The organism is Candidatus Methylacidiphilales bacterium (assembly GCA_025056655.1).
Lineage (GTDB): Bacteria > Verrucomicrobiota > Verrucomicrobiia > Methylacidiphilales > JANWVL01 > JANWVL01.
On the sequence record JANWVL010000031.1, the window covers coordinates 1 to 23,669 of the forward strand.

Sequence of the window (23,669 nt, forward strand, 5' to 3'; positions counted from 1 at the left end):
CGCTGGCAATGGCCGTCCATCCCGTGCAGTGCCTCGAGCACGAACGACGCACAAGGTTCTGTGGTATCAGAAGGAGGGTAAAGGCGAAATTAAACCCAAACCTAAGGTATTAAAGCAAGTCCTCGATCCAAAGAAGGGAGATAAAATACCACCAGATAACACAGTGCGCTCGCTATTTGATGCGGCTGAAGCTGAGCTCATTGCTCAATCTGAAATAGCCCGCCTCTTGACCCCTGAGGATATGGAGGAAGAGCCGATAACTGGTTTTCCTGAGCCCCGCTTTGACAAAGTGCAACCAGACATCACAGCGACTGGTGATTTCTTCGGGCAGGTAAACACACTAAGCCAAGCTGCTGCGCAGAATCTTGCCGTTCAAACCATGACCGGTATGCCCAGTGTGAACCCAATATCAAACGAATTAGCTAACAATCCTCAGCAGACTATTAATAGTCTTGCGACGATCCTGGGTGTGCCGCTTCCAGCTAATCTTTCTCCTCAACAAATTAACGCGCTCATTAACCTCGCCCAAAACTTGCCTCCTCAGTCTACCGCAGATTTCACGACAATTCTCAACAATCAGACTCTCTCAGAAATTGTTCCGCAGCTCACCCCACCAGCAACAACGCCATTTTAAGCAGATTCTGAATAGTGCGTTGGCTTGGACATCTTACTCTAAGTATCGCCACCAAGCATGGTGAGAGGTTCTTCCACTTGCGAGCCACATCTGTTCAAAATCTGTTAATGGCAAAGCTCTTGGGAAATCGCACTTATAGAAAACAGGGCATGAGGCTATCAGAGCGAGTCCTTGTTGCCAGTAGTTTAAATCATCTGTGGCAAAATGGAAATAGCCGCCAGTTTTCAAGACCCTTCTTAAAGCCTTTAAAAAAGGCATCTGGAGCAATCGATATTTGGCGTGGCGTCGCTTCGGCCAAGGATCAGGGAAAAGCAGGTGTAGGCAAGATACGGAACGTTTGGGGACTAGATATTCTAGAGAGTAAAGAGCATCCAAACGCAAGACGCGAACGTTTCGCAGGCCCAGCTGGTCAGCTTTCTTGGCTATCTTCATCGCCCGTCCTTTGAGCCGTTCGATGGCGAGAAAGTTTATCTCAGGATACTGCATGGCAGATTGAATCACAAAGCCACCGTCGCCCGCACCGAGGTCGATCTCAAAAGGTTGATCTGGATTAGGGTATAACGTTTCCAAACATAAAGGCTGGCACAAATTCGCTGCGTTGATTTCGATCCACGAAGCCCAAGGATGCATGGGGAGGATTAGAGATATTGGGCGAATTTTTGTTTGTCGATCGCCTTCATGTAAGCCTCGTGAGGCGTTACTAGCCCCTCTTTTAATTTTGCCATGATTGCATCATCCATGAATTGCATCCCTTGAGCGCGGCCCGTAAGGATAATGTCACTGAGCTTTTCTGTAGCCCCTTCGCGAATAGCTGAAGCCACAGCGGGATTTGCGATCATAATTTCATTTACGGCGATACGACCGCTCCCGTCCGCCTTTTTTAAGAGCAGCTGAGCCATGATCGCGCGCAAAGATGAAGCCAACATAGTGCGGACTTGGGGTTGCTGCTGGGCAGGGAAGACATCAATAATCCGGTCTACAGTTTTGCGAGCATTATTGGTATGAAGTGTGCCGAAGACCAAAAGACCTGTCTCGGCAGCTGTTAATGCCAGAGAGATCGTCTCGAGGTCGCGCATCTCACCGACGAGCACTACATCAGCATCCTCACGGAGCGCGGCGCGTAATCCTTCGGAAAAGCTAGGCACATCCTCGGGGACCTCTCTTTGCGTGATAATGGAAAGTTTATTGTCGTGGACAAATTCGATCGGCTCCTCAATTGTCACGATGTGTCGAGAAAATGTCGTGTTGATGTAATCAATCAATGCAGCGAGAGAAGTAGATTTGCCAGATCCAGTGGGGCCAGTCACCAAGACGAGACCGCCCTTAAAATGAGCAAACTGGCGGATAACCGGCGGCAGATTCAGCTCTTCAATCGTTGCAATTCTAGTCGGGATGAGCCGAAATACAGCACCGATGCCGTGGTAATGCTTAAGATAATTGCAGCGGAATCGAGCTTGCTGCGACATTTCATAGGCAAAATCTAAATCGCCCTTTTCCAGAAATCGCTTCCAACGCTCTTCGCCACAGATCTCGCTCAACCAGCTAACTATTTCTTGCTCAGTCACAGGTGCCTCTCGTATGGGGGTGATATCGCCGTGAATGCGTATCTTGGGCGGCTGTCCTTGCGCTAGATGAAGATCGGAGCCTCCTTGTTCGATTAAATTTTGAAATAGAAAATCAATAGCCGCCATAAAAGATCACGAAAGATAGGCATTAAAAAGGTGCTTTTGCTCTGCCCGATCAAAAGCCTCTTCGGGCGTGATCAACCCTTGTCGGAGCAAATTCAGCAAAGCATCATCCATGAGTTGCATGCCTTGACGTTTGCCTGTCTGCATGACACCTGGGAGCATAAAAGTCTTGGCGTCTCGAACGAGAGAAGCCACAGCGGGCACATTTATTAAAATCTCTAAAGCCAGCACGCGGCCTTGCCCGTCAGCTCGTGGAATGAGTTGTTGACAGATAATGCCACGAAGGGACTCACTTACCATTTGACGGATTTGATATTGCTGGTCAGGGGGGAATACGTCTAGCACTCGATCGAGTGTGCGAGCTGCAGTGGAAGTGTGGAGGGTGCCGATCACCAAATGGCCTGTCTCTGCAGCAGTGATCGCTAACGAAATTGTCTCGAGGTCGCGCATCTCGCCAACCATAATCACATCGGGATCTTCACGTAAAGCAGCTCGCAAAGCTTTCGCGAAAGACTCGGTGTGCGAGTGGACTTCGCGTTGTGTGATATGACACCCTTTGGGTTCGAAAACGATCTCAATCGGATCTTCTAGAGTGATGATATGGTCGCGACGAGAGAGATTGATTTGCTCCACTAGGGCAGCCATTGTAGTCGATTTCCCACAGCCCGATGGGCCTGTGACGAGGATTAAGCCGTTATGGTAATCGGTTAAAGTTTTCAAGTGCTCAGGCAAACCGAGCTCGTCCATGGTGCGGACTTGGGTATTGATGATACGAAATACGGCGTCAAAGCCGCGGCGTTGTCGGACAATGCTTACACGAAAACGGCCTTTTATCTCTGGCACTTCATAGCTAAATTCGAGCGTCTTATCTTGCAGAAGCTTCTGCCATTGATTTGGGGAGAGGAAGCTTCGAATCAGCGATTCAGTCTGATCGGAGCGCAATGGATCAGCACCTGCAATCATCGGCATTAAATGACCGTGGAGGCGAACAGTTGGCGGGATAGATACACCTAGGTGTAGATCTGAGGCTCCGATACTCTGTGCATAGCGGAGAAAATCTACCACGCCAGAAAATAAGCCCACTGGTGTAGAGATGAGTGTTTTAGTTGTCTCAGGTTGATCTCCAGTTGTTTTTTTTTCTGCGGCAGATTGCGAGACAGATTCTTTGGAAGAGGAAAGCATCTCTTGCAAAGCTTTTAATTCGGCTTCAGTAATCAACTGCTGCTCCTGGAGTAGCGATAAGACGGAGACCTGGGGCGTGTGCATCAATATAGTCTCGATGGCTGTGCGTTGCTCGGCGCTGATCCAGCCTTGATTCTGAGCTAAGTTTAAGACTACATCTGGTTTGACTGAGGCTTGCATCGCTTTTCGGTATCTTTCTTTACGGCATACTCCATCGAGTGACAAGCTGAGGCACGTGCGAACGATCAGGATTTGTCCTAGGCAAAAAACTCGCTCGCAGCTATTTCATTTTTATGAGCAAAAGACGTGTCGTCATCACCGGGATGGGCTTTATCACCAGCATCGGTAATGACAGAAAGAGTGTTTCGGAAGCCTTGCGTGAAGGCAAGACGGGGATTGAGTATTTTGATGAATTTAGTGCACCCAACATTCCTGTGAAATTGGCTGGAACGGTAAAGGGGTTCCGTTTCCCTACCCCGTTCTGTGATGATTGGGAGATTCCTGAAAAATATAAAATTCCGCGCATTGAGTTGCGATCGATGTCGCCGAATGTCGTCTATGGATATGCAGCAGTCCAAGATGCGCTGGAGGATGCAAAGTTGACGCGTGAATCGATCTCAGAGCCCCGGACAGGTATGATGTGTGCTTCAGGCGGGTCTATGTGGATGGCTTACGAAAATCTGCACACGATGGAGACGCGCGGTGTGCAGCGATGTTACCCCTTGGGGATCGTAGCTAGCATACCTGGCACGCTCAACATTAACTTAGTAGCTAGTTACAAAATCAAAGGTGCCTCGCTGGGCTTTACAAGTGCCTGCGCATCCTCAGCACATGCCCTGGGATGGGGCATGGACTTGATTCGTCTCAACCGTCAAGACCGAGTGATTGTCGTCGGAGCGGAGGACTGCAATCGGTTTAGTATTCTGCCTTTCGCTGCTATACGGGCGTTAAGTATTCGCACCGATCCCGAGCAAACGCCGAGTCCTTTCGATGTGGATCGCGATGGCTTTGTAGGAACGGGAGGAGCGACGGCCTTGGTTATTGAAGAACTCAACACAGCACTGGCCCGAGGAGCTGATATCTACGCAGAACTCCTTGGCTGGGGAGAAGCCTCGGATGGGTATAACATCACAGCTCCTGACCCAGATGGAGACGGACTTGCGAGAGCGATGCAGCTAGCGCTTGCAGATGCGGGGATTCAGCCTGAAGCAGTCCACTATATAAATGCTCATGCTACGGGAACCCCCGGTGGAGATATAGCAGAACTGCGTGCCATTAAAAAAGTCTTCACTCGTATGCCACGGCCTTTTGTGAGCAGCACAAAAAGTATCACTGGCCATGGGTTATCTCTTGCAGGGGCTATGGAAGCAGGATTTACCTGCCTCGCACTAAAAGAAGGCTTCCTTCCAGTCTCAGCTCATATACGCAATCCTGATCCTGAGGCAGAAGGTATCCCCTTGGTGACTGAAAAAACCACGATCGCTCCGCAGGTGGCGATCTCGAATTCAAGCGGATTTGGTGGCACAAATGTGACGCTGGTTTTTAGGCGATGGGAAGAGTAAAGCCGACGTCTCTCTGCATATTAATTACGGGAACAAGTGACGGGATCGGCTTATCCACTGCGGAAAGATTATTAGCCGCAGGTCATCACGTCTGGGGCACCTACCGAAAAAAAAGTCCTCCGATCACTCATCCGTGCTTTCATCCACTCAGGATGGATTTGTGTGATGATAAGAGTATCGAGGCGGCTTTTGCACAGGGAAGAGAGCAGTCTGGAGGATTCGATGTTTTGATTAACAATGCTGGATCGGCTTATTATGCGCCTGCAGAGGATTTAAATATAGAAGCAATAGCGGATACGATGCATGTTTTATTTGAAGCTCCCCTGAAGCTTAGTCATCTAGCTTGGCCTGATTTAGTGAAAAAAAAAGGTAGGATTATCTACATCACTTCTCTGGCAACGCAGCTGCCCATTCCTTACCATGCTGCTTACAATGCGGCTAAAAGCGCGCTGAGTGCCTACATTCGCACAGGACAAATTGAGAACCCTCGGCCGCATGTGAAAGTAATTGAAGTGATACCTGGTGATATCGCTACCCGTTTTCATGAACGTGCTTTAGAAGCCACGGGCCATATGGCAGTAAACTTTCATGAAAATGCCTCAGGTAGTGATAAAAGAATAGCGATGAAAAAAGCCATAGAAAACATTGGCCGGCGATTGGCAAGCTCTCCTTCAGCAGATCTAGTCGCGCGAGTAATAGAAAAACTGTGCGTGCATCCCCATCCACCAGATGTGGTTTACGTTGGAAGCTTTTTTCAGACGGTGATTGCTTCCAGAGCGGCCAAAATACTTCCGCGAAAAGCCATCGATCGCCTGATTCGGCTTTACTATGGTCTATCAATTTAGTTGGCAAAAATTTTGCTTTGTTCAGATAGAATGTTTCGGGCATGGACCTCATTCATAACTACTCTACGGATGGCTTTTTCGATGAGTTGCTAGACGAAAACCATCAGCCGCGGCCGCATTACGCCCACTTTATTGAAAAACTCTCGCACTTGACAGCTGAGGAATTTGCCGAGCGAAGGCAGGAAGCGGAAATTTACTTTTTACATCGCGGCATCACCTTTACCGTCTATGGCGACGCACAAGGCGTGGAGCGTATCATTCCTTTCGATTGCATTCCACGGATCATTCCGCACCGAGAATGGAAACGCCTAGAGGAGGGATTAATCCAACGCATCACAGCCTTGAATCTCTTCCTGCATGACGTTTATCATGATCAAAAAATCATCCGTGATGGAGTTATTCCGCGGCATTATATCGAATCAGCGCGACATTTTCGAAGAGAGTTTATTGGCTTTAATGTCCCGCGAGATATCTACATCCATATCTGCGGCACAGATTTAGTCCGGGATAGAAACGGTCAATACCTCGTGCTCGAAGATAATGGCCGCTGTCCTTCAGGCGTCTCTTACATGCTTGAAAATCGACAGGCGATGAAGCGCGTTTTCCCTGAATTTTTCTCAGGGGCTAACGTTTTACCGATAGACGCTTATCCATCGGCACTGCTTCGGATGCTTCAATACATTGCCCCGCAAGGGGTGGATGATCCTACTGTAGTCCTTCTCACTCCAGGCCTTTACAACAGCGCTTATTTTGAACATGCCTTTCTTGCGAAAAGCATGGGGATTGACATCGTCGAAGGGGCAGATCTTGTAGTCAAAAATCACATCGTTTACATGCGGACCACGCGTGGATTAAAGCCTGTCCATGTGATTTATCGTCGTATCGATGATGATTTTCTTGATCCTACAGTCTTTCGCAAAGACTCACTTTTAGGTGTTCCTGGCTTAATCGAAGCCTATCGGCGTGGGAACGTCTCTTTGGCAAACTCAATTGGAACCGGAGTCGCTGATGATAAAGTAATATATTACTTCGTTCCGCGGATGATTCGCTATTATCTGGACCAGGAACCTATCATACCGAATGTCCAGACTTATCTTGCACAAGAACCGCGGGATTATACTTACATCCTAGAGCATTTGAATCAGCTCGTTGTCAAAAGCGCCAACGAGTCTGGCGGTTATGGAATGTTGATTGGTCCTCAGGCTTCATCTGAGGAGATAGCGGAATTCAAACGCAAAATCATTGCAGATCCGCGCAACTACATTGCTCAGGAGCCGATAGCTCTTTCGCGACATCCCACCTATTGCGAGGGAAAATTTGAAGGACGACATATTGATTTGCGCCCATACATTCTTTATGGAGAGAAAATCACGATTGTGCCTGGTGGTTTGACTCGCGTCGCGTTACCCAAAGGATCTCTTGTAGTGAATTCATCTCAAGGTGGAGGAACAAAAGACACCTGGGTTCTTCACGAAGACACAACAAATTAAAATTTCACATCATGCTCTCAAGAGTCGCAAATTGTATCTACTGGATGGCTCGCTACATCGAGCGGGCTGATAATATCGCCCGTCTTGTAGACGTTAACCTGCAACTTCTCCTCGACTATTTTCAAAGCGACAAAACTAAGCTAGACCAATACTGGGAACCGATTCTCAAAAGCCTAAGTATAGAGGAGGCCTTTCACGCTAAGTATCAACTGGCCAACACTGATTGCGCTACAGATTTCCTGACGTTTGATTTATCCAATCCTAGCTCGATCAAAAGCTGTATTCGGACTGCGCGAGAAAATGCACGGCTAGTCCGCGATCAGATCTCAACAGAAATCTGGGAAGAGATCAATCGCCTCTATCACTTTGTGAATGCAGCAAGTGCAGAGGAAATTTGGGAATCATCACCGTCTGAATTTTATCGGCAAATTCGTCAAAGCTCTCAAATTTTCCAAGGTCTCTCTTCATCCACAGTTCTTCATGATGAGGCATGGGAATTTAATCAAATTGGAAAATACCTTGAACGCGCTGATATGACCACGCGGATTCTTGACGTCAAATATCACATTCTACTTCCTCGCGTTGAGGACGTAGGTGGGGCGCTCGATACTTTTCAGTGGCTCGTCATACTCCGCTCCACCTCTGCTATGGAGGCTTATATGAAGACTTACAATAGTGATGTGACTCCACTTCAAGCTGCTGAATTTCTCATCCTCAACAATATTTTCCCACGGGCAGTTCGGTTCTGCATACGTCTGGTGGATAGTGCCCTTCGGCGCTTAGCGCATCTGCGGGAGGGCGAGTTTTCACATCCTGTAGAAAAAATATCAGGCAAACTTCTCGCCGAGCTTGATTATTCGGCCATCGAAGATGTTTTTCAATACGGGCTCCATGAATACCTTGACCATCTCCAAGTCGAGTTCAATCATATCGGCGAAGCGATGCAGCAGACTTATATTTACAGTCCTGCGCAGGAAATGGGTTCTGAGGTGATCTGGCATCAACAGCAAATCCAACAGCAATGATTGCCACAGCTTCTTCGATTGTCGGTGATTTGCCTACGCTTGTTGATGAACTCGCAGATCAACTGTGGAATGCTTATTCGCCGGCTGTTCACCATCCGCTTTTAGTCGGTATTCCTACGCGCGGATATTTTCTTGCTCGACGAGTTGCACAGCGATGGGAAAGCCTGCATGCACATCATACTCCTGTCGGGCAGATTGATATTAGTTTTCATCGGGACGACTATAGCACCTATCTTCCCTCTCCGCATCCGACGCGGTTACTTGAGCCGATCGAAGGGCGCTTGATTATTCTTGTTGACGATGTCTTTCACACGGGGAGGACGGTGCGTGCAGCTCTTGAGGCTCTTCATGCACTAGGGCGGCCAGCTGCCGTGAGACTTGCTGTGCTGATAGACCGTTGTGCTCATGAGCTTCCGATTCGTCCTGATCTTGCATTAAGGAGTGTAAGTATCGATTCACGGATTAGGATCAAAATTAAAATGCACGAAGTGGATCAGGAAGACGCTATATATATGATTCCAGTCGCATGAATCCTTGGCCGCACAAAGATCTCGTCAGTATTCGCCAGCTTACACGTGATCAGTTTGATTATCTCCTCCAAACGGCGCGTTCTTTCAAAGAGATCCTCAGTCGCCCGATTAAGAAAGTGCCTTCACTTCGTGGGAAAACAGTTGTCAACCTCTTTGTGGAGCCCAGCACGCGCACTCGCCTTTCATTTGAACTTGCGGCCACTCGGCTGAGCGCAGATGTCCTGAATCTCGACAGCGACACTAGCTCTTTCAAAAAAGGCGAATCGTTGCTCGATACCGCGCGCAATTTGCAATCTATGGGGGCTGATATCATTATCCTTCGGCATAACGCCGCTGGATCTGCAGATTTTCTGGCACGAAGGCTGCCTGCTCATATCATCAATGCTGGGGACGGAGCTCATGAGCATCCGACTCAAGCAATTTTAGATGTTTTCACCATCCGGGAGCGCTTAGGTTCTCTTGAAAACAAGAGGGTGCTTATCGTTGGTGATATCTTGCATAGCCGTGTCGCGCGCTCGAATATCTACGCTCTTAAACTTTACGGGGCCGACATTACACTGGTTGGGCCGCCTACGCTTGTTCCACGGGTGTTTGAGTCTTTAGGCGTGCGGGTTGCACATGAGCTTGATGCGCATTTACCGACGGCTGATGTGATCTACTTACTTCGGATTCAACACGAACGACAGCGCGCCACCTATTTTCCTGGTGTAAATGATTATGTCTATCTCTATGGTCTGACGCCGGCTCGATTAGGTCTCTGCAAGCCGACGGCGATTATTATGCATCCTGGGCCGATGAATCGGGGGGTTGAAATTCATAGTGATATTGCTGATAGTCCACAGTCGACGATCCTTGAACAGGTCAACAACGGCTTAGCAGTCCGAATGGCTGTGCTTTATGCTTTGGCTGCAGGCACGGCACAGATGGCTTTTCCTACAGCATGAAAAAGCTTATTAAAATTTTACAGGGACGGATTATTGATCCGAGCCGAGGGCTGGATCAGATCGGTGATCTTTACATACTCGAAGATCGAATTATCGATCCGAATACGCTGGATGCTGCAGAGCGGTATGAGATCGAAGAAATCCCTGCAGGTGGGAAAATAGTGGCTCCGGGGTTAATCGATATCCACGTGCATCTTCGGGAGCCGGGGCAGACGGCTAAAGAAACGATTGCTACGGGGGCACTAGCTGCAGCGGTGGGGGGATATACGACGATCGTAGCGATGCCCAACACACAACCTGTGGTCGATCATCCGAGTGTCGTTTCATGGGTGCGACAGCGAGCGGCAGAGACGGCATGTGTGAATGTGTTGCCTTCGGCTTGCTTGTCTCAAGGAGCGGAAGGAGAGCGCCTTGCTCCGATGGCTTCTCTTAAGGCGGCAGGAGTTGTGGCTTTTACGGATGATGGTCGTTGTATTCAGAATAATGAATTGATGCGGCGTGCTATGGAGTATGCTGCGATGTTGGGTGTGCCGGTGATGGATCACTGTCAGGATTATTCGTTGACGCAAGGTGCTGTGATGCATGAGGGTGAGTGGAGTGTGCGACTTGGGCTTCGGGGATGGCCGTCTATTGCAGAGGAAATCATTGTGGCAAGGAATATCCTTTTGTGCGAGATGACTGGTGCACGTGTGCATTGCCAACATTTAAGCTCGGCTGGAAGTGTGCGGCTGATTCGTGAAGCGCGAGCAAGAGGGTTGCCGATTAGCGCGGAGGTGACACCACATCATTTATCGTTTACGGATGCAGAGTTAAGGGACTATGACACTTTGTATAAAGTCAATCCTCCTTTGCGAACGGGAGAGGATAGGCTAGCTCTTTTGGAGGGCGTGATAGATGGGACGATTTCGATTTTGGCTAGTGATCATGCTCCGCATTGCGGCTATGAGAAGGAGGTGGAGTTTGATCTTGCACCATTTGGGATGATCAACTTGGAAACGCAATTGGCAGTTTACATACAGTTGTTTATCGAATCGGGGCGACTTTCTTGGCTTCAGCTTTTGGACAAGCTGACGACTCAGCCGGCGGCATTGTTGGGGTTGAAAAACAAAGGCACGCTTGCTGATGGTGCCGATGCGGATGTGACGATCATTGATCCGCATGTTGATTGGGAGGCAACGGATGAGACTTTTCGATCGAAGAGTCGCAACACTCCTTTTCTTAACCGAAAATTTCGGGGTCGCGCGATTCGCACTATTGTTGCTGGGAAGACGGTATGGGATGAGGGTAGAGGGTAGAGCTATTTCCCCGTCCAGAGTTTCCAAGCGGCGTAGAGGATGAAGAGGGCGAATGCGCGTTTGATCCAAAGCGTGGGTATGTTGTGTAGTAAGAATGTGCCGATGAGTGCGCCGATGGCGCCTCCGATGGCGCATAGGATGAGGACGCGGGGGTAGAACTGAGTGAATTGTGTGTTGACGAGGCTACCGACGAGGGAGATTGGAACGATCAATACTAATGAATGTGCGACTGCTTGTGGGTAGGGCATTTTGAGCAACCAGAGGAAGGCGGGCACCATGATTAGGCCGCCTCCTATGCCGAAGGAGGCACTTGCGATGCCGGTTATTAAGCCGAGGAGAATCAACGTGAGCATTTATTTCAAATGGTGGGGGGGTGAAGGAGAACGATGGCACTTATTTCTACCGGGGCATTTTTGGGCAGAGAAGCAACGCCGACTGCGACTCGGGTGTGTTTGCCGTGTTCACCAAAGATTTTTTCAAATAGCGCAGAGGCGGGGTTGATCACGGCTGGAATATCGTAGAAATCTTCGGCGGCGTTGACGTAGCCGGTGAGTTGTAGGACAGAATGGACGTGGTCGAGAGAGTGGGCAGCTTCCTGGATGAGAGCGAGTAGGTTGAGAGCGCAGAGTTCAGCGGCAGCTTGGCCTTGCTCAAGGGATAGGGAGTGGCCGAGTTTTCCTGTGGCGCGGAGTTCTCCGTCCCAGACGGGGAGTGTGCCGGAGAGGTAGAGGATATCGCCTTGTCTGCGGTAGGGGAGATAACTTCCGATAGCTCGTGGGGGTGGGGGGAGGAGGATGCCGAGTGAATGTAGTGTAGCAGATGGAGATGGCATGATTTAAGCATGCCAAATGGTGTGGGTGGAGCCCAAGCAAAAATCTGTTGTGAAGGAGTCGTTTTGCTAAGGGAAAGGGCGTGAGGGAGAGCGTGTCTTCAGCTCCGCTATTGGGTCCGGCAATAGCGTTTGCAGTGGGCTGTTCGCCATGGTTGCAGGAATTGCCGGTGGAGTTGTGGTTGAGTTTAGGGAGTATATTCTTTGGGCTTTGGTTAAGGCTGAAGCAGGGGCGTGCGAGGCAGTGGGTGTTTTATGGATTGATGTTGTGTCTCGCACTGGCTTATCGGTGGTGGGATAGATGGGAGCCGCGGGAGTATGCGTTGAGAAATCTTGGAGATTGGAAGTTGCGCGAAGCTGTGTTTTGGCGGCTTCGGGTGGATTCTGATCTGCGGATGTCGAAGAAAGCATATGAAAAGCGCCGAGTTACTGAGCGGGCGACTTATTTTGGTTTTGCGGAGGTTTTGGAATGGAGGCGGGATGAGAATGAAGGGAAGGGGAAAGCTGTGGGGCGGGTGTTTTTGAGGCTGCGCGGGGTGCCTCATGGGGCGTTGGCGTATGGAGATGAGTTGTGGGTGAGGGGGAGATTGAAGGAGCCTGAAGTCGTTACAGCGCCTGGGCGATTGAATTGGAAAAGTTATTTAGAGGTGTATCGGGCGGACTATATTTTAGAAGCAGACGTATCGGATGCAGAAATCATCGGGCGGGGAAGCGGGAAGTGGTGGGTAGCGCTTGCGTATGGGATACGGGCGTGGGCTTTTGATCAGCTTGTGTGGGGATTGGAGGGTGAGGAGGGGGTGACGGCGATATTAGCAGGGATGTTGTTTGGTTATACGATGGGTATATCGGAGTCGGTTGAGGAGTTATTTCGGATCACGGGTACGTATCATATTTTTGCGGTGAGTGGACAAAATGTGGGGATTCTTTTAATGGTCGGATTGATTTTGCTGCGATCGGTGGGGTTGCGGGTGTGGCGTGTGGGGTGGGTGTTTTTGCCTGTGTTGGTGTTGTATGCGTTTGTTTCGGATTTGCAGCCGAGTGTGGTGCGGGCGGTGACGATGGTGGCTGTGGTGTTGTGGGCTTGGCGGATTTATCGGCCGTTGAGTTGGCTGAATTTTTGGGCAGCGGCATTGTGGTTGTTGTTGCTTTTTGAGCCGCGATATTTGGGTGCGCCGGGTTTTGTGTTGTCGTTTTCGGTTGTGTTGGGGTTGATTGTTGTATCGCCTCCTGTTTTTAATCTGCTGATGAAGCCTTTTAAGCCGCTGGATGCGGAGGCGCTTAAGGTATGGGGTAGGTGGCGACTTTGGGGATATGGTGTGGTGAAATTTTTTGCGGGACTTGTGGCGATGGGGATCGGGGCGTGGTGTGGATCGGTGGTGTGGATGGTGGTTTATTTTCAACGCGTTTCGTTGGTCTCGGTGGTTGCGAATATGGCTGTGGTTCCATTAGCGGGGGTGATCGTGGTGGTTGGGGTGTTGAGTTTGTGTTTTGCTCCGTGGGTGGGGTGGGTGACGGTGAGTTTGAATAATTTTAATTGGCTGGTGGTGAAGGCGATGGTGGCAGTGGTGACGGTGCTTGGACAGTGGTCGTGGGCGGTGGTGTATTTGCCGCATCCTTCGGCTTGGGGAGGGGTGAGCGTGCCTACGTTGACGTTAGTGGGTGGGGGGAAGACGGTGACAGGGCTTTTGCGGTATGGAAGGTGCAATTGGCTTATTGATCCTGGGCGGGCGCGAGATGTGCAGTATCGGTTGAGGCCGCTGTTGCATTACTATGGGGCGTGGGATATGGAACAGGTTTATTTTACGCAGATGTCTGTGAGGGCGACAGGGGCGACGGAATTTGTGTTGCGACGGGCGCGGGTGAGGGAGTGGGTGTTACCTCCGCGGCTGTCGAGGTCGAGGGGGTATAAAGAGTGGTTAAAATTACTTTCGAAAGGGGCGGTCAGGCAGAGGGTGGTGAGTCGAGGGGAGCGGTTGGAGTTGGGGGCTGGGCTTGTCTGTGAGGTGCTTTGGCCGCCGGAGGATTTTCGGTCGGTTTATTTGGAGGATCAGGGGTTGGTGCTGTTGTTGCGATATGGGGAGAGTGAGGTGTTGTGGGCGGGGCGGATTGGGGAGGGAATTGAAGAGGTGTTGATGAGGGAGAATCCGGGGTTGAGGGTGGATGTGTTAATTCAGGGGTATCATCCTAAATATCCGAGTCTGGGGGTGAAGTGGCTGGAACATTTGCAGCCTCGGCATTTTGTGTATGTGGAGAGTGATGTGTTTTATCCTAGAGAGGCGCCGCGTTATGATTCTGATCGGCTGAGGGGGATGGAGCAGTGGAATATGGGGTATGAGGCTTTGTATGTGAGGATGGGGGAAGGGGGTGCGCTTGTGAGTTGGTGGCGGGATCGTGATAAGACAGCTGTGTTGCTTGATGAGGTGGGGGGATTTGAGGAGGAGTGAGTTTTTTTATTGTGGCGGTTGAGTGCGGGGTTGCCCTTGGGGTTGCTGGGCAGGGGGGGTAGGAGTGGTGCGGGTAGGTGGCGTGGTTGTGTTTTCGCGGATTTCGATGTTGAATTCTTTGCGGATACGGGCGGCTGCGGCGTTGGTGGTGGAGAGTTTGACGATGTCTCGGCTGAGTGCGTCGAGGGTGCGAGTGATGGTTTCGGCTTGGGGCAGTGCTGGGGCTATGCGGTTGATTTCGTCATTGACTCGTTTGCCTTGTTGTAGGACGGTAAAGGCTTCGTAGGCGAAATTTGTGATTAGGATGAGGGTGAGGATAACGTAAGGAAGGAACCAGGAATTGCCGTCTTGGTTGTCTTCAACCGGTTGGTATGGGTTGTTGGGGTTCATGATGAGTTTGTGGGAGGGAGTAGGTTTATTGGCTTTGTGGATATTTGACGCCGTCGATCTCAATGCTGATGCCGTGTTGGCGCATGAGTTGAGCCATGGCGGGGTCTGTCTTTGACTCTACGGCGAGGCGAGAGGCAAGATTTTGGAGGATGATTCGCGCAGTCTGGGCTTGGTTGATACGGTTTTGGGCGTTGGTGAGTTTTTCTGTGTTTCCTTTAGTGATGGAGTAGAAGGTGAATTTTCCGACAATCACAAATCCACATATAGCGGCGAGTAGGATGGCTATGGTTTTTTTCATAGGGGTCTATCTAGTTTTGGGTTGATTTTTTAGTGGTAGAGCGTGGGGTTGATGGGGAGCTTTTAGGAGTGGATTCCTTGGTGGTGTCAGAGGTCTTTGTGTTGTGAGCTGGGTGAGCTTGGTTGGTAGGGGTGGGGGTGGGGGGTGGGTTTTGGGGGGGGGCGTCTGCTTTGACGATGTCTACGCCGCCGAAGTCGCCGTGTATTTTGTTGAGTGTGCGGGTTTGATTGAGGCGATTGTGGGCTTCGGAGCCTTCGATGACGATGCCGAATTCTTCTTGGACGGTGAGGGCCAGTTCATTGTGTTCTGATAGGGAGGAGAGATCGCGGATGAGCCCGTAGAGGCGCTCTTCAACGAGGAGTGCGCGGTCGCGGGCTTGTTTGAGGAGGTCGTATTCGTTTTGTAGGGTCTGCATGGCGCGAAGGGCGTTGCGGATGTCTACGACTAGGTAGATGCAGATGCCAATGATTATGAGGATGAGGACTAATCCTAGGAGGGCGGCGGCTTTGCGGTCTTTTGGGTTAGAGAGGATGGGGCGGGCGAATTCGGGGTTGTAATTGGCGAGTGTTTGGGTTGTGTTTTCGTAGGTGGGGGGGGGTGCTGATTTATCGATGGGGTCTGGATTGGAGCGAGGTTCGTAGCTGTATGCCATATTTTGAAGAGGGCTAGGGGAATGCTACTTGATTTCCTTTGATTTCTACGGTGCCGCGGAGTTGATGTTTGATGAGGAGTTGCTTCATTTCGCGAGCGTTGTTATCTTCGCCGAAGGAGAGTTGTGCTATGCGAAGGGTGAGGCGTTTGAGGATTGCTTCTTGTAGGGCGCCTTGTTGGACTTTGTTGCGGAACTCATACATGTCGCGCATGAGCTCGTTGCCTCGCATGGCTGTCCAGATTTTAACGCCTATGAGGCAGAATAGGACGATTCCGAGGAACTGTAGGGTGTAGAGGAAGCCACGAAAGGTCATTCGGTGTGGTGTTAGTTTTTACAGGATACAATATATGGCGATTATCGACGGTTAGAGAGGCGTCAAGAAAAATTATTACGTGGCTTTAGTGAATAGTGGTTGTCTGTGTGTCTTTGGGGAAAAGGAGGCTTGCGTGCGTAGGTTTTGTGGGGGTTAATGATAATCGTATGAGACTTCTTTTGCAGATGCTTTGGCGTGCGACGTGGTGGCGATGTCCGCATTGTGGGGAGCGGCCGATTTTTGTTTCTATTTGGAGGACGCGCTCGCTTTATGATTGGTTTACGCCATTGGATGGTTGTCCGCGCTGTGGGTATGCTTATGAGCGGGAGCCGGGTTACTTTTTGCTCGCGATCTGGGCGATTAACTACATGATTATTGGGTTAACGGGGGTTTTGCTTTATGCGTTAATCGATGGGCTGACTGATTGGTCGTTGCAGAAGATTTTAGCGGTGGTGTTGCCCTTATCGGCGGTGATGGCTGTGCTTTTGATACGGCATGCGAAGGCTTGGTTTATTGCCTTTGATCAATGGTGTGATCCTGCTTTACCGATGAGGAGAAACGTTTCGCGAAGGTATTTGGGGAGGTCTTAGTGGTCTGAGGGGCTTGTGTTTAAGGCCTTGAGGATTGACGTGCGGACGATTTCGGGCGTTAGGATTTGTGGTAGTAGGATGGGTTTCCTTTTTCCGATGTAAAGCGCATAGGCAGGCACGCTTCGTCGGCCGATGGATTCTAGGCTGCGTGTGATCACGGGGTCTTGCCGGGTCCAGTCGGCTTTCATGGGGACAATGTGATTGGATTGAAAGAGGCGGATGGTTTCTGGGACGTTTAGTGCTAGGGTTTCGTTTACTTTGCATGTGAGGCACCATGCTGCGGTGAAGTTGACGAAGATGGTGCGGCCTTCTGTGCGGAGTTTTTCGAGCTGGTCTGGGTCGAAAGGTTGCCAGGCGATTTGGGTTGTTGTTTGGTTGTCTGTCTGCGGGAGATTCTGAGGACTGGGCATGGTGCCGACTACGATGAGTAGGGCTAGGGCGGTTATTGTGAAGAGGATTTCTGCGATTCGCCAAGCTGGGGAAGGCGGGGATGTGTTTTGTCGTTGTCCTACACAGAATGCTGCGGCACTTGATAAGATGAGCACGCCGAGGAGCAGTGCCATTGCGTCGACTCCTTTTTGTAGTCCTAGGACCCAGGTCATCCATAGTGTGGCTGCGGCCATGGGCAGGGCGAGGGCTTGTTTTAGGCGTTCCATCCAAGGGCCAGGCTTGGGCACCCATCGAAGCCAAGCAGGAAAGAGGACCAGGAGGAAGTAAGGTAAAGCCATTCCTGCGCCGAGGGCGCAGAAGACGAGCAGCATTTCGAGTGGGGGGCGTGTTAGGGCATAGCCGAGAGCAGCTCCCATGAAGGGGGCGGTGCAGGGTGTGGCGACGAGGACGACTAAGATGCCGCTGCGCAGGGGGCGCCAAAGGGAGGGGGTTTCAGAGGCTTGGTTTTGTAGGGAGATGAGGCGTGTGCCGACGCTGAATACGCCGAGGAGGTTGAGCGTGATGAGTGCGAAGAGGACGGCTAGGGTTGCGACGATCCAGGGGTTTTGGAGGTGGAAGCCCCATCCGAGTTCTTCGCCGGCGGTGCGAAGGGCGACTAGGAGTAAGGCTAGCGAGGCGAATGTGGTGACGACGCCTACGACGAAGAGGAGGCCTTCGCGGAGGCGGGCTTGGCGGCTGGCTTGTGCATATTTCAAAAGGTTGAGCACTTTTAACGAGAGCACTGGTAAGACGCATGGCATGAGATTGAGAATCAATCCTCCGAGGAAAGCCCATGCTAGGGCTGTCCAGAGGGATTGAATTTCGAGGACGGGCTGGACGGGCTGAGAGGGGGGAGGGGGATCTGGTGTGGGTGCTGAGGGGTCAGAAGGCTTGCTGTATCCTTCGGGATATTGGTTTAGGGTGGTGCGTGTGGCTTGGAAGAGGCTGGCGTGGCGTGGATCGATTTGGGGTGGGGCCTGTGAAATGGGGAGGGTGAGAGAGAGGTTTGCTTGTCCTGGGAGGCAGACTTCTTTGCATTCTAGCCACTGGACGTGGGCTTTGAGTGTGACGGAGTCTGTGCCCTGGGGGAGGGAGGCTGGGGGTGTGATGGGCACGAGGAGTAGGACTTCTTCTTCGTATCCGTAGGAGATGAGGCCGGTGACTTCGATGCGTTTGGGGCGAGGCCATTGGATGTCGCCTGCTGTCCAGCCTTCGGGCAAGGTCCACGAGATGGTGGTTGGGAGGCCTGAATCGCCTGGATCGCGCCAGTATGTGTGCCACCCTGGTTGCATGATGAGGTGGAGTCCTACGAAGAAGGGGGTGCCTGGGCGGACGGTTAGAGTTTCGGCGATGAGTGATGCTTGAGTATGAGATGGGGTCTGCTCGGGGTGTGCTTTTGATGGGGGTGAGAGGAGGAGGCTGAGTAGGTGTAGTGTGATGAGGGGGTGGGGCATGTTGAGAAGATAAGAGGGTGAAGGGAGACGTTGTCAATGTTGTGGGTGTGCGTTATTTTGGAGTGGATGATGCGTTTTGGGTTTGAGGTTGTGATTGTGGGGGTGTTTTCTTTGTGGGTGCTCTGGGGTTGTGCTGCGCCGACGGTGCCGGTGCGGATTGAGACGCCGGAGCCTGTTAAGATAGACGTTAGGATGCAGGTGGACGTCCGCAGTAAGGCGCCGGAGGTGGAAAGGGAGCGTAGTCAGGCTGAGGTGGATGCGACGGAGAGGCGTCGGCTAAGGATGGGGGAAGTGCAGAATCTGAAGAATGACCGTGTGGTGGGGGAAAACGCGCGGGGTTATCTTTCTGTGGTGAATCCTCCAGAGAATGAGACGTATTTGCGGTATGCGCAGCGGATTGTGAATGAGGAGAATGCTGATCGATCGATTCTGTATGCGGCGCAGGCGCGTGTGCAGTCGAAGCCGCAGGAGATTGTGGAGATGGAGTTTGCGCGGCGTTGGCAGGAGCGGGCGTTTCCGGGGGAGTTGATTCAGCTTGAGGATGGGAGTTGGAGGGCGAAGTAGATGGAGACGAAATACTGTGAGCGGACGGTGGCGCTGCTGCATGAAGCGTGGAGGGAGTTTGGGGAGAAGGCGGCTATTGGCACGAGTTTTCAGGGTGCGGGGCTTGTGATTATGGATTTGGCGCGGCGTGAGGGTTTGGGGTTTCCTATTTTTACGATTGATACAGGTTTGCTTTTTCCGGAGACGTTGGAGTTGTGTAGGCGGCTGGAGGTGTATTTGGGGCGGAAGATTGAGGTGTTGCGGCCGGATTTGACGGTGGAACAGCAGGCGGAGCAATTTGGGGAGGCGCTTTGGGCGAGGGATCCGGATTTTTGTTGCACGTTGCGGAAGGTGGTGCCGCTGCAGGCAAAGCTTCGGGAGCTGGAGTGCTGGATTACGGGTTTGCGCCGGGATCAATCGGAGACTCGCAGCAGAACTGAGGAGCGGGAATATTATGAGTTGGAGCCGGGGCGCGTGGTAGTGAAGTTGAATCCGATGGCGATGTGGCCGAGGGAGGCGGTGTGGGATTATCTGAGGCGACATGGTGTGCCTTATAATCCGCTGCATGATCAGGGGTATCGGAGCATTGGTTGTATGCCGTGCACGCGGAAGGTCGGTGAGGGGGAGAGTGAGCGGGCAGGACGCTGGACGGGGTTTAACAAGACGGAGTGCGGGATTCACACGTTTATGAGAAGGGTGGAGGCGGATCGTTGAGGGAGGTGGCTGTCGGGCGGGGGTGGTCGTCGTGGTGTGTATTTTATTGAAAATGGGAACGGGCTGCGCTAACTTGCTGGAAGTAGAGGTGCCGCTGTAGCTCAGTTGGTAGAGCAATGCTTTCGTAAAGCATGGGTCACCGGTTCAAGCCCGGTCAGCGGCTCGCTTCAAAGGCGTGTATGACAGAAAGTGAACGGGCGGTGGAAGGGGGGATAGGGATTTTTGATTCTGGGCTTGGGGGGTTGACGGTTGTGCATGAGGTGATGCAGCAGCTTTCAGCGGAGGATGTGATTTATTATGGGGATACGGCTCGTGTGCCTTATGGGAATAAGAGTCCGGAGACGGTGACGCGGTATGCGCGAGAGATTGCGGATTTTCTTTTGGGGCAGGGGGTGAAGGCGCTTGTGGTGGCGTGTAATACGGCGACGGCTTATGCGTTGACGGATTTGAGGGAACGGTATGGGGGTCGGGTGCCAGTAATGGGGGTGGTGGAGCCGGGGGTCAGGGCGGCGTTGCGGGTGACACGGAATGGAAGGGTGGGGGTGATTGGGACGCGGGGGACGATTGCGAGCGGGGTGTATGAGCAGGCGTTGAAAAGGTTGCGGCCGGATGTGGAGGTTGTGGCGTTGGCGACGCCTTTGCTTGTGCCGCTGGTCGAGGAAGACTGGCTGGATCATGAGGCGTCGCGGTTGATTGTGCGGGAGTATATTGAGCCTTTGCGGAGGGCGGGTGTGGATACGGTTATTTTGGGGTGCACGCATTATCCGTTGTTGAAGGGGGTTTTGAGTGAGGAGTTGGGCGATGGGGTGCGGTTGGTTGATTCTGCGGAGAATGTGGCACGAGATTTGGCGGAGCGGCTGTGGGCAGATGGACATTTGCGGAGAGGGGTGAAGAGGGAGGGGCGGTTGAAAATTTATGTGAGTGATGTGCCTGGGATGTTTGGGGATTTGGCTCGGCGTTTTTTGGGTGAGCCGGTGGCTGAGGTGGAGAAGGTGGTGTTGGGGTGAGGTAGGGGGAGGTGTGTAGGGTTTATCGGCCGACGCTGGTGTAGTGGTAGCCGAGTTGTTGCATCTGCTGGGGGTCGAGGAGGTTGCGGCCATCGAAGACGAGTGGGGCAATCATGCGGGATTTCATTTTATTCCAGGCGAGGGTTCGGAACTCGTCCCATTCTGTGGCGATGATGATGCAATCGGCTTTTTCGGCGACGTCTTCGGCTGAAGTGCAGTAGGTGAGCTGGGGGAGGATTTCTTTGGCTTTTTGCATGCCTTTGGGGTCGTAGGCTTGGACGTGGGCGCCTTCTTTGAGCAGGATTTCAGCGATTTCCATGGCGACGCTGTTGCGGACGTCGTCGGTGTTGCCTTTGAAGGCGAGGCCGAGGAGGCCGATGCGTTTTTCGCGGAAGACCCAGAGGGCTTCACGGACTTTGTCGATGAAGCGATCGCGGGCGCGGCGGTTGATGGCGGCGACTTCTTTGAGGAGTTTGAAGTCGATGCCGAGGTCTTCTGCGATGGCGATGAAGGCGGAGAGGTCTTTGGGGAAGCAGGAGCCGCCGTAGCCGATGCCTGCGTTGAGGAAGGCGCGGCCGATGCGTTTGTCCATGCCCATGCCTTCGACGACCATTTGGATGTTGGCGCCGGCGCGCTCGCAGATTTCTGCGAGGGCGTTGGCGTAGGAGATTTTGAGGGCGAGGAAGCTGTTGGAGGCGTGTTTGATGAGCTCGGCGGAGTTGAGGTCGGTGATGAGGATGGGGGCGTGGAAGGGGCGGTAAAGCTCTTGCATTATGGCGATGGCGCGCTCGGAGTCGGCACCGATGACGATGCGATCGGGGTTCATGAGATCAGCGACGGCGCTGCCTTCGCGGAGGAACTCGGGGTTGCTGACGACGTCGAATGGGGCTTTGTGGATGTTGTAGCGGGAGATGGTCTGGGCGACTTTTTCGCCGGTTTTGACGGGGACGGTGGATTTATCGACGATGACGCGGTAGTCGGTGAGGACGGCGGCGATTTCGCGGGCGACTTTTTCGACGTAGGAGAGGTCGACGCTGCCGTCGGGTTGAGGGGGTGTGGGGACTGCGATGAAGATGACGAGGGAGTTTTGGACGCCTTCTTCGATGGAGGTGGTGAAGGAGAGGCGACCGGTGGCGACGTTTTTGCGGATGAGTTCTTCGAGGCCGGGCTCGTAGATGGGGATTTTTCCTTGGCGTAGGGAGTCAATTTTTTGGGTGTTGTTGTCGACGCAGATGACGTGGTGACCGACGTCTGCGAAGCATGTGCCTGTGGTGAGGCCGACGTAGCCGGAACCGATGATGGCGATTTTCATAGTGGGGGGAGGAAGGATAGGGTGGTGGTGGGAGGGCGTAAATGTTTTTGTGGGGGGCTAGGGTGGGTGGGGGAGCTGGTGCCAGCGGAGGGTGAAGTCGCGTTTGCCGTGGGGACTTTGTAGGAGGAGATGGGCGTGGCTGAGGGGGATGGCGTAGTGCCATTTGAGTGAGCCTGAGGTGAAAGGGTAGTGGCGGAAACTTTCTAGTGCGGATTGGACGATGGCGCGTCGGGGTTGATCCCAATCGGCTGGGAGGCGGTGGATGAGCTCGGAGACGGCGGCGATGTGCATTTTTCCGGGTTGGGTGAGGTTGAGGAAGCCGTGACATTGTTGGATGGTTTTGCCGCGGCCTTTGAGGATGAGTTGACCTTGTAGTGGGCCGGTGAGGGTGAAGGTGTCGCGGGTGAGGCGGCGGGTGATGGGGAGGAGGTTGACTTGGTCGGCTGTGATCCAGGCGTTCCAGGGGAAGCCGGCTTGGTAGCCGATGTTGAAGCCGGCGTGGATGGTGCCGCCGTAGGAGTGGCCACCGATGTGGCCGTAGATGCCGTGGGGGTCGAAGGTGACGGAGAGGTAGAGGTTTTGGGCGGTGAGTTCATTCCAGGTGAGGCGGTCGAGGAAGAGGGTGGGGACGAGGTTGTTGGAGTTGGATTCGAGGGGTAGGGAGAAGTTGATTTCGCCGCGGAGGTTTTCGATGGAGAGGCGGTAGTCGGGGTAGGAGGCGGTGAGGGGGTCGAAGATGAGGGTGTTGTGGAGGGAGAGTTCTTGGAGGCGGTCGGTGCGGAGGTTGCGGAAGGTGGATTGGAAGCGCATGGGGATGGTGAAGCCTTTGCCGCCCCAGGCGGCGATGTTGAGGGTGCCGTCGCGGAGGGAGAAGTTTTCGATGGTCCAGACTGGGGGTGGGGCGGTGCCAGGTAGGGAGGAGGCTTCGGCGCGTTTTTTTTGGATGGCGTCGGCGAGCCAGAAGAGTCCGGGGCCGACGTAGAGGATGGGGCGATGGATGATGAGCTCGTGTAGGGAGTTGCGGCGGAGGGCGTTCCATGAGAAGGTGAGCTCGAGGGAGTCTATGCTGATGACGGGTAGGAGGGCGTCGTAGGGGGAGTAGAGTGTGATGCGGCCGGTGGCGGCGCGATAGGGTTTGTCGGAGATGGGTTGGTGGTGGAGTGGGGCGAGGAGGATGTCGTCGAGGATGAGGGGGTCGTCTTGGGCGATGGTGAGGGGGATGGTGTGGGTTTCGGGGAGGAGGTTTTCGAGGAAGAGAGTGGCTCGCTTGATGGTGAGGGTGCCGACGCGGGGAGTCCAAATGGGGGTGCTGGAGGAGGCGGGGGGGGTGGTGGTATTTTGAGGGGTGGTGGGGTCGGGTGTCTGGCTGAGGCGCGAGATTTTTTCAGACCAAATTTCGATGCCTTCGATATCGATGAAGTGGATGTGGGAGTGGAAGAGGAGGTCTCGCCATTGCCATTGGCCGTGGAGGCGCTCGATGCGGGCGGCGTCGCTCCATG

The 23,669-nt window shown here is 52.7% G+C and carries 25 protein-coding genes and 1 tRNA gene; 14 read left to right on the forward strand and 12 right to left on the reverse strand.

All coding sequences use genetic code 11. The annotated features are described in order from the left end of the window. Nucleotides 1-634 (forward strand): hypothetical protein (locus tag NZM04_01105; GenBank protein ID MCS7062642.1); only part of this gene is annotated, 634 nt, incomplete at its 5' end. A gap of 33 nt (nucleotides 635-667) precedes the next feature. Here the strand turns inward: NZM04_01105 and trmB are convergent. From trmB to NZM04_01120, 3 genes are all read right to left on the reverse strand, one after another. Next, on the reverse strand, nucleotides 668-1,204 hold the full coding sequence (gene trmB / locus NZM04_01110; protein MCS7062643.1) for a tRNA (guanosine(46)-N7)-methyltransferase TrmB: 537 nt from the start codon (nucleotides 1,202-1,204) through the stop codon (nucleotides 668-670). Between the two features lie 68 nt (nucleotides 1,205-1,272). Continuing rightward, the gene (locus NZM04_01115) at nucleotides 1,273-2,325 is read right to left on the reverse strand and encodes a type IV pilus twitching motility protein PilT (protein ID MCS7062644.1); all 1,053 of its coding nucleotides are present in this window, start codon (nucleotides 2,323-2,325) and stop codon (nucleotides 1,273-1,275) included. A 6-nt stretch (nucleotides 2,326-2,331) separates the two neighbouring features. Then, nucleotides 2,332-3,684, reverse strand: a complete 1,353-nt coding sequence (locus tag NZM04_01120; protein ID MCS7062645.1) for a type IV pilus twitching motility protein PilT — start codon at nucleotides 3,682-3,684, stop codon at nucleotides 2,332-2,334. 113 nt (nucleotides 3,685-3,797) lie between these two features. Here NZM04_01120 and NZM04_01125 point away from each other — a divergent pair, with 113 nt between their 5' ends. The 7 genes from NZM04_01125 to NZM04_01155 are packed head-to-tail and all read left to right on the forward strand — an operon-like array spanning nucleotide 3,798 to nucleotide 11,195. Continuing rightward, nucleotides 3,798-5,066 (forward strand): beta-ketoacyl-[acyl-carrier-protein] synthase family protein, encoded by a 1,269-nt coding sequence (locus NZM04_01125; GenBank protein MCS7062646.1) that lies wholly within the window; start codon nucleotides 3,798-3,800, stop codon nucleotides 5,064-5,066. Next, the gene (locus tag NZM04_01130; protein MCS7062647.1) at nucleotides 5,054-5,911 is read left to right on the forward strand and encodes an SDR family NAD(P)-dependent oxidoreductase; all 858 of its coding nucleotides are present in this window, start codon (nucleotides 5,054-5,056) and stop codon (nucleotides 5,909-5,911) included. The genes NZM04_01125 and NZM04_01130 overlap by 13 nt, the downstream gene beginning before the upstream one ends. 41 nt (nucleotides 5,912-5,952) lie before the next feature. Beyond that, on the forward strand, nucleotides 5,953-7,401 hold the full coding sequence (locus tag NZM04_01135; protein MCS7062648.1) for a circularly permuted type 2 ATP-grasp protein: 1,449 nt from the start codon (nucleotides 5,953-5,955) through the stop codon (nucleotides 7,399-7,401). An 11-nt stretch (nucleotides 7,402-7,412) separates the two neighbouring features. Further along, complete coding sequence (locus NZM04_01140; GenBank protein ID MCS7062649.1) at nucleotides 7,413-8,426, forward strand: alpha-E domain-containing protein; 1,014 nt, start codon at nucleotides 7,413-7,415, stop codon at nucleotides 8,424-8,426. Further along, the gene (gene pyrR / locus NZM04_01145) at nucleotides 8,423-8,956 is read left to right on the forward strand and encodes a bifunctional pyr operon transcriptional regulator/uracil phosphoribosyltransferase PyrR (protein ID MCS7062650.1); all 534 of its coding nucleotides are present in this window, start codon (nucleotides 8,423-8,425) and stop codon (nucleotides 8,954-8,956) included. Before NZM04_01140 ends, pyrR begins: the two co-directional genes overlap by 4 nt. Further along, nucleotides 8,953-9,900, forward strand: a complete 948-nt coding sequence (locus NZM04_01150; GenBank protein MCS7062651.1) for an aspartate carbamoyltransferase catalytic subunit — start codon at nucleotides 8,953-8,955, stop codon at nucleotides 9,898-9,900. The genes pyrR and NZM04_01150 overlap by 4 nt, the downstream gene beginning before the upstream one ends. Next, a complete protein-coding gene (locus NZM04_01155) occupies nucleotides 9,897-11,195 on the forward strand; it encodes a dihydroorotase (protein MCS7062652.1) in 1,299 nt (432 codons plus the stop codon). The genes NZM04_01150 and NZM04_01155 overlap by 4 nt, the downstream gene beginning before the upstream one ends. A 2-nt stretch (nucleotides 11,196-11,197) precedes the next feature. Here NZM04_01155 and NZM04_01160 read toward each other — a convergent pair whose 3' ends face one another. Together NZM04_01160 and NZM04_01165 are read right to left on the reverse strand one after the other, a co-directional pair. Beyond that, nucleotides 11,198-11,548, reverse strand: coding sequence for a sulfite exporter TauE/SafE family protein (locus tag NZM04_01160; protein MCS7062653.1), 351 nt, complete (start codon nucleotides 11,546-11,548; stop codon nucleotides 11,198-11,200). 5 nt (nucleotides 11,549-11,553) lie between these two features. Then, nucleotides 11,554-12,027, reverse strand: coding sequence for a RidA family protein (locus tag NZM04_01165; GenBank protein MCS7062654.1), 474 nt, complete (start codon nucleotides 12,025-12,027; stop codon nucleotides 11,554-11,556). Nucleotides 12,028-12,119: 92 nt separating this feature from the next. Between NZM04_01165 and NZM04_01170 the strand changes: the two genes are divergently transcribed. Then, nucleotides 12,120-14,468: a ComEC/Rec2 family competence protein gene (locus NZM04_01170; protein ID MCS7062655.1), complete on the forward strand. Its 2,349-nt coding sequence runs from the start codon at nucleotides 12,120-12,122 to the stop codon at nucleotides 14,466-14,468. Nucleotides 14,469-14,474: 6 nt separating this feature from the next. Here the strand turns inward: NZM04_01170 and NZM04_01175 are convergent, their stop codons facing one another. Genes NZM04_01175 through NZM04_01190 form a run of 4 tightly spaced genes read right to left on the reverse strand, consistent with a single transcriptional unit; the run spans nucleotide 14,475 to nucleotide 16,121 of the window. Next, nucleotides 14,475-14,921 carry a hypothetical protein gene (locus NZM04_01175; GenBank protein MCS7062656.1) on the reverse strand — a complete coding sequence of 149 codons (447 nt, stop codon included), beginning with the start codon at nucleotides 14,919-14,921 and terminating at the stop codon, nucleotides 14,475-14,477. After that, complete coding sequence (locus tag NZM04_01180; protein MCS7062657.1) at nucleotides 14,884-15,156, reverse strand: hypothetical protein; 273 nt, start codon at nucleotides 15,154-15,156, stop codon at nucleotides 14,884-14,886. The genes NZM04_01175 and NZM04_01180 overlap by 38 nt, the downstream gene beginning before the upstream one ends. A 10-nt stretch (nucleotides 15,157-15,166) precedes the next feature. Then, the gene (locus NZM04_01185; protein ID MCS7062658.1) at nucleotides 15,167-15,808 is read right to left on the reverse strand and encodes a hypothetical protein; all 642 of its coding nucleotides are present in this window, start codon (nucleotides 15,806-15,808) and stop codon (nucleotides 15,167-15,169) included. 13 nt (nucleotides 15,809-15,821) lie between these two features. Further along, nucleotides 15,822-16,121, reverse strand: coding sequence for a hypothetical protein (locus NZM04_01190; protein ID MCS7062659.1), 300 nt, complete (start codon nucleotides 16,119-16,121; stop codon nucleotides 15,822-15,824). Nucleotides 16,122-16,288: 167 nt separating this feature from the next. Here NZM04_01190 and NZM04_01195 point away from each other — a divergent pair, with 167 nt between their 5' ends. Continuing rightward, nucleotides 16,289-16,711, forward strand: a complete 423-nt coding sequence (locus tag NZM04_01195; GenBank protein ID MCS7062660.1) for a DUF983 domain-containing protein — start codon at nucleotides 16,289-16,291, stop codon at nucleotides 16,709-16,711. Here NZM04_01195 and NZM04_01200 read toward each other — a convergent pair. Further along, entirely contained in the window at nucleotides 16,708-18,594 is a 1,887-nt protein-coding gene (locus NZM04_01200; protein ID MCS7062661.1) for a protein-disulfide reductase DsbD family protein, read from the reverse strand. The genes NZM04_01195 and NZM04_01200 overlap by 4 nt on opposite strands. A gap of 36 nt (nucleotides 18,595-18,630) precedes the next feature. Here NZM04_01200 and NZM04_01205 point away from each other — a divergent pair, with 36 nt between their 5' ends. The 4 genes from NZM04_01205 to murI all read left to right on the forward strand — a co-directional run bounded on the left by NZM04_01205 (nucleotide 18,631) and on the right by murI (nucleotide 20,858). Beyond that, nucleotides 18,631-19,158: a YdbL family protein gene (locus NZM04_01205; GenBank protein ID MCS7062662.1), complete on the forward strand. Its 528-nt coding sequence runs from the start codon at nucleotides 18,631-18,633 to the stop codon at nucleotides 19,156-19,158. Further along, nucleotides 19,159-19,851 carry a phosphoadenylyl-sulfate reductase gene (locus tag NZM04_01210; GenBank protein MCS7062663.1) on the forward strand — a complete coding sequence of 231 codons (693 nt, stop codon included), beginning with the start codon at nucleotides 19,159-19,161 and terminating at the stop codon, nucleotides 19,849-19,851. A gap of 90 nt (nucleotides 19,852-19,941) precedes the next feature. Further along, nucleotides 19,942-20,014 (forward strand) — tRNA-Thr (locus NZM04_01215). Nucleotides 20,015-20,030: 16 nt separating this feature from the next. Continuing rightward, nucleotides 20,031-20,858: a glutamate racemase gene (gene murI, locus NZM04_01220; GenBank protein MCS7062664.1), complete on the forward strand. Its 828-nt coding sequence runs from the start codon at nucleotides 20,031-20,033 to the stop codon at nucleotides 20,856-20,858. Nucleotides 20,859-20,880: 22 nt separating this feature from the next. Here murI and NZM04_01225 read toward each other — a convergent pair whose 3' ends face one another. Continuing rightward, entirely contained in the window at nucleotides 20,881-22,170 is a 1,290-nt protein-coding gene (locus NZM04_01225) for a UDP-glucose/GDP-mannose dehydrogenase family protein (GenBank protein MCS7062665.1), read from the reverse strand. Nucleotides 22,171-22,227: 57 nt separating this feature from the next. After that, nucleotides 22,228-23,669, reverse strand: a 1,442-nt coding sequence (locus NZM04_01230) for a hypothetical protein (protein MCS7062666.1), incomplete at its 5' end; no start/stop codon positions are given.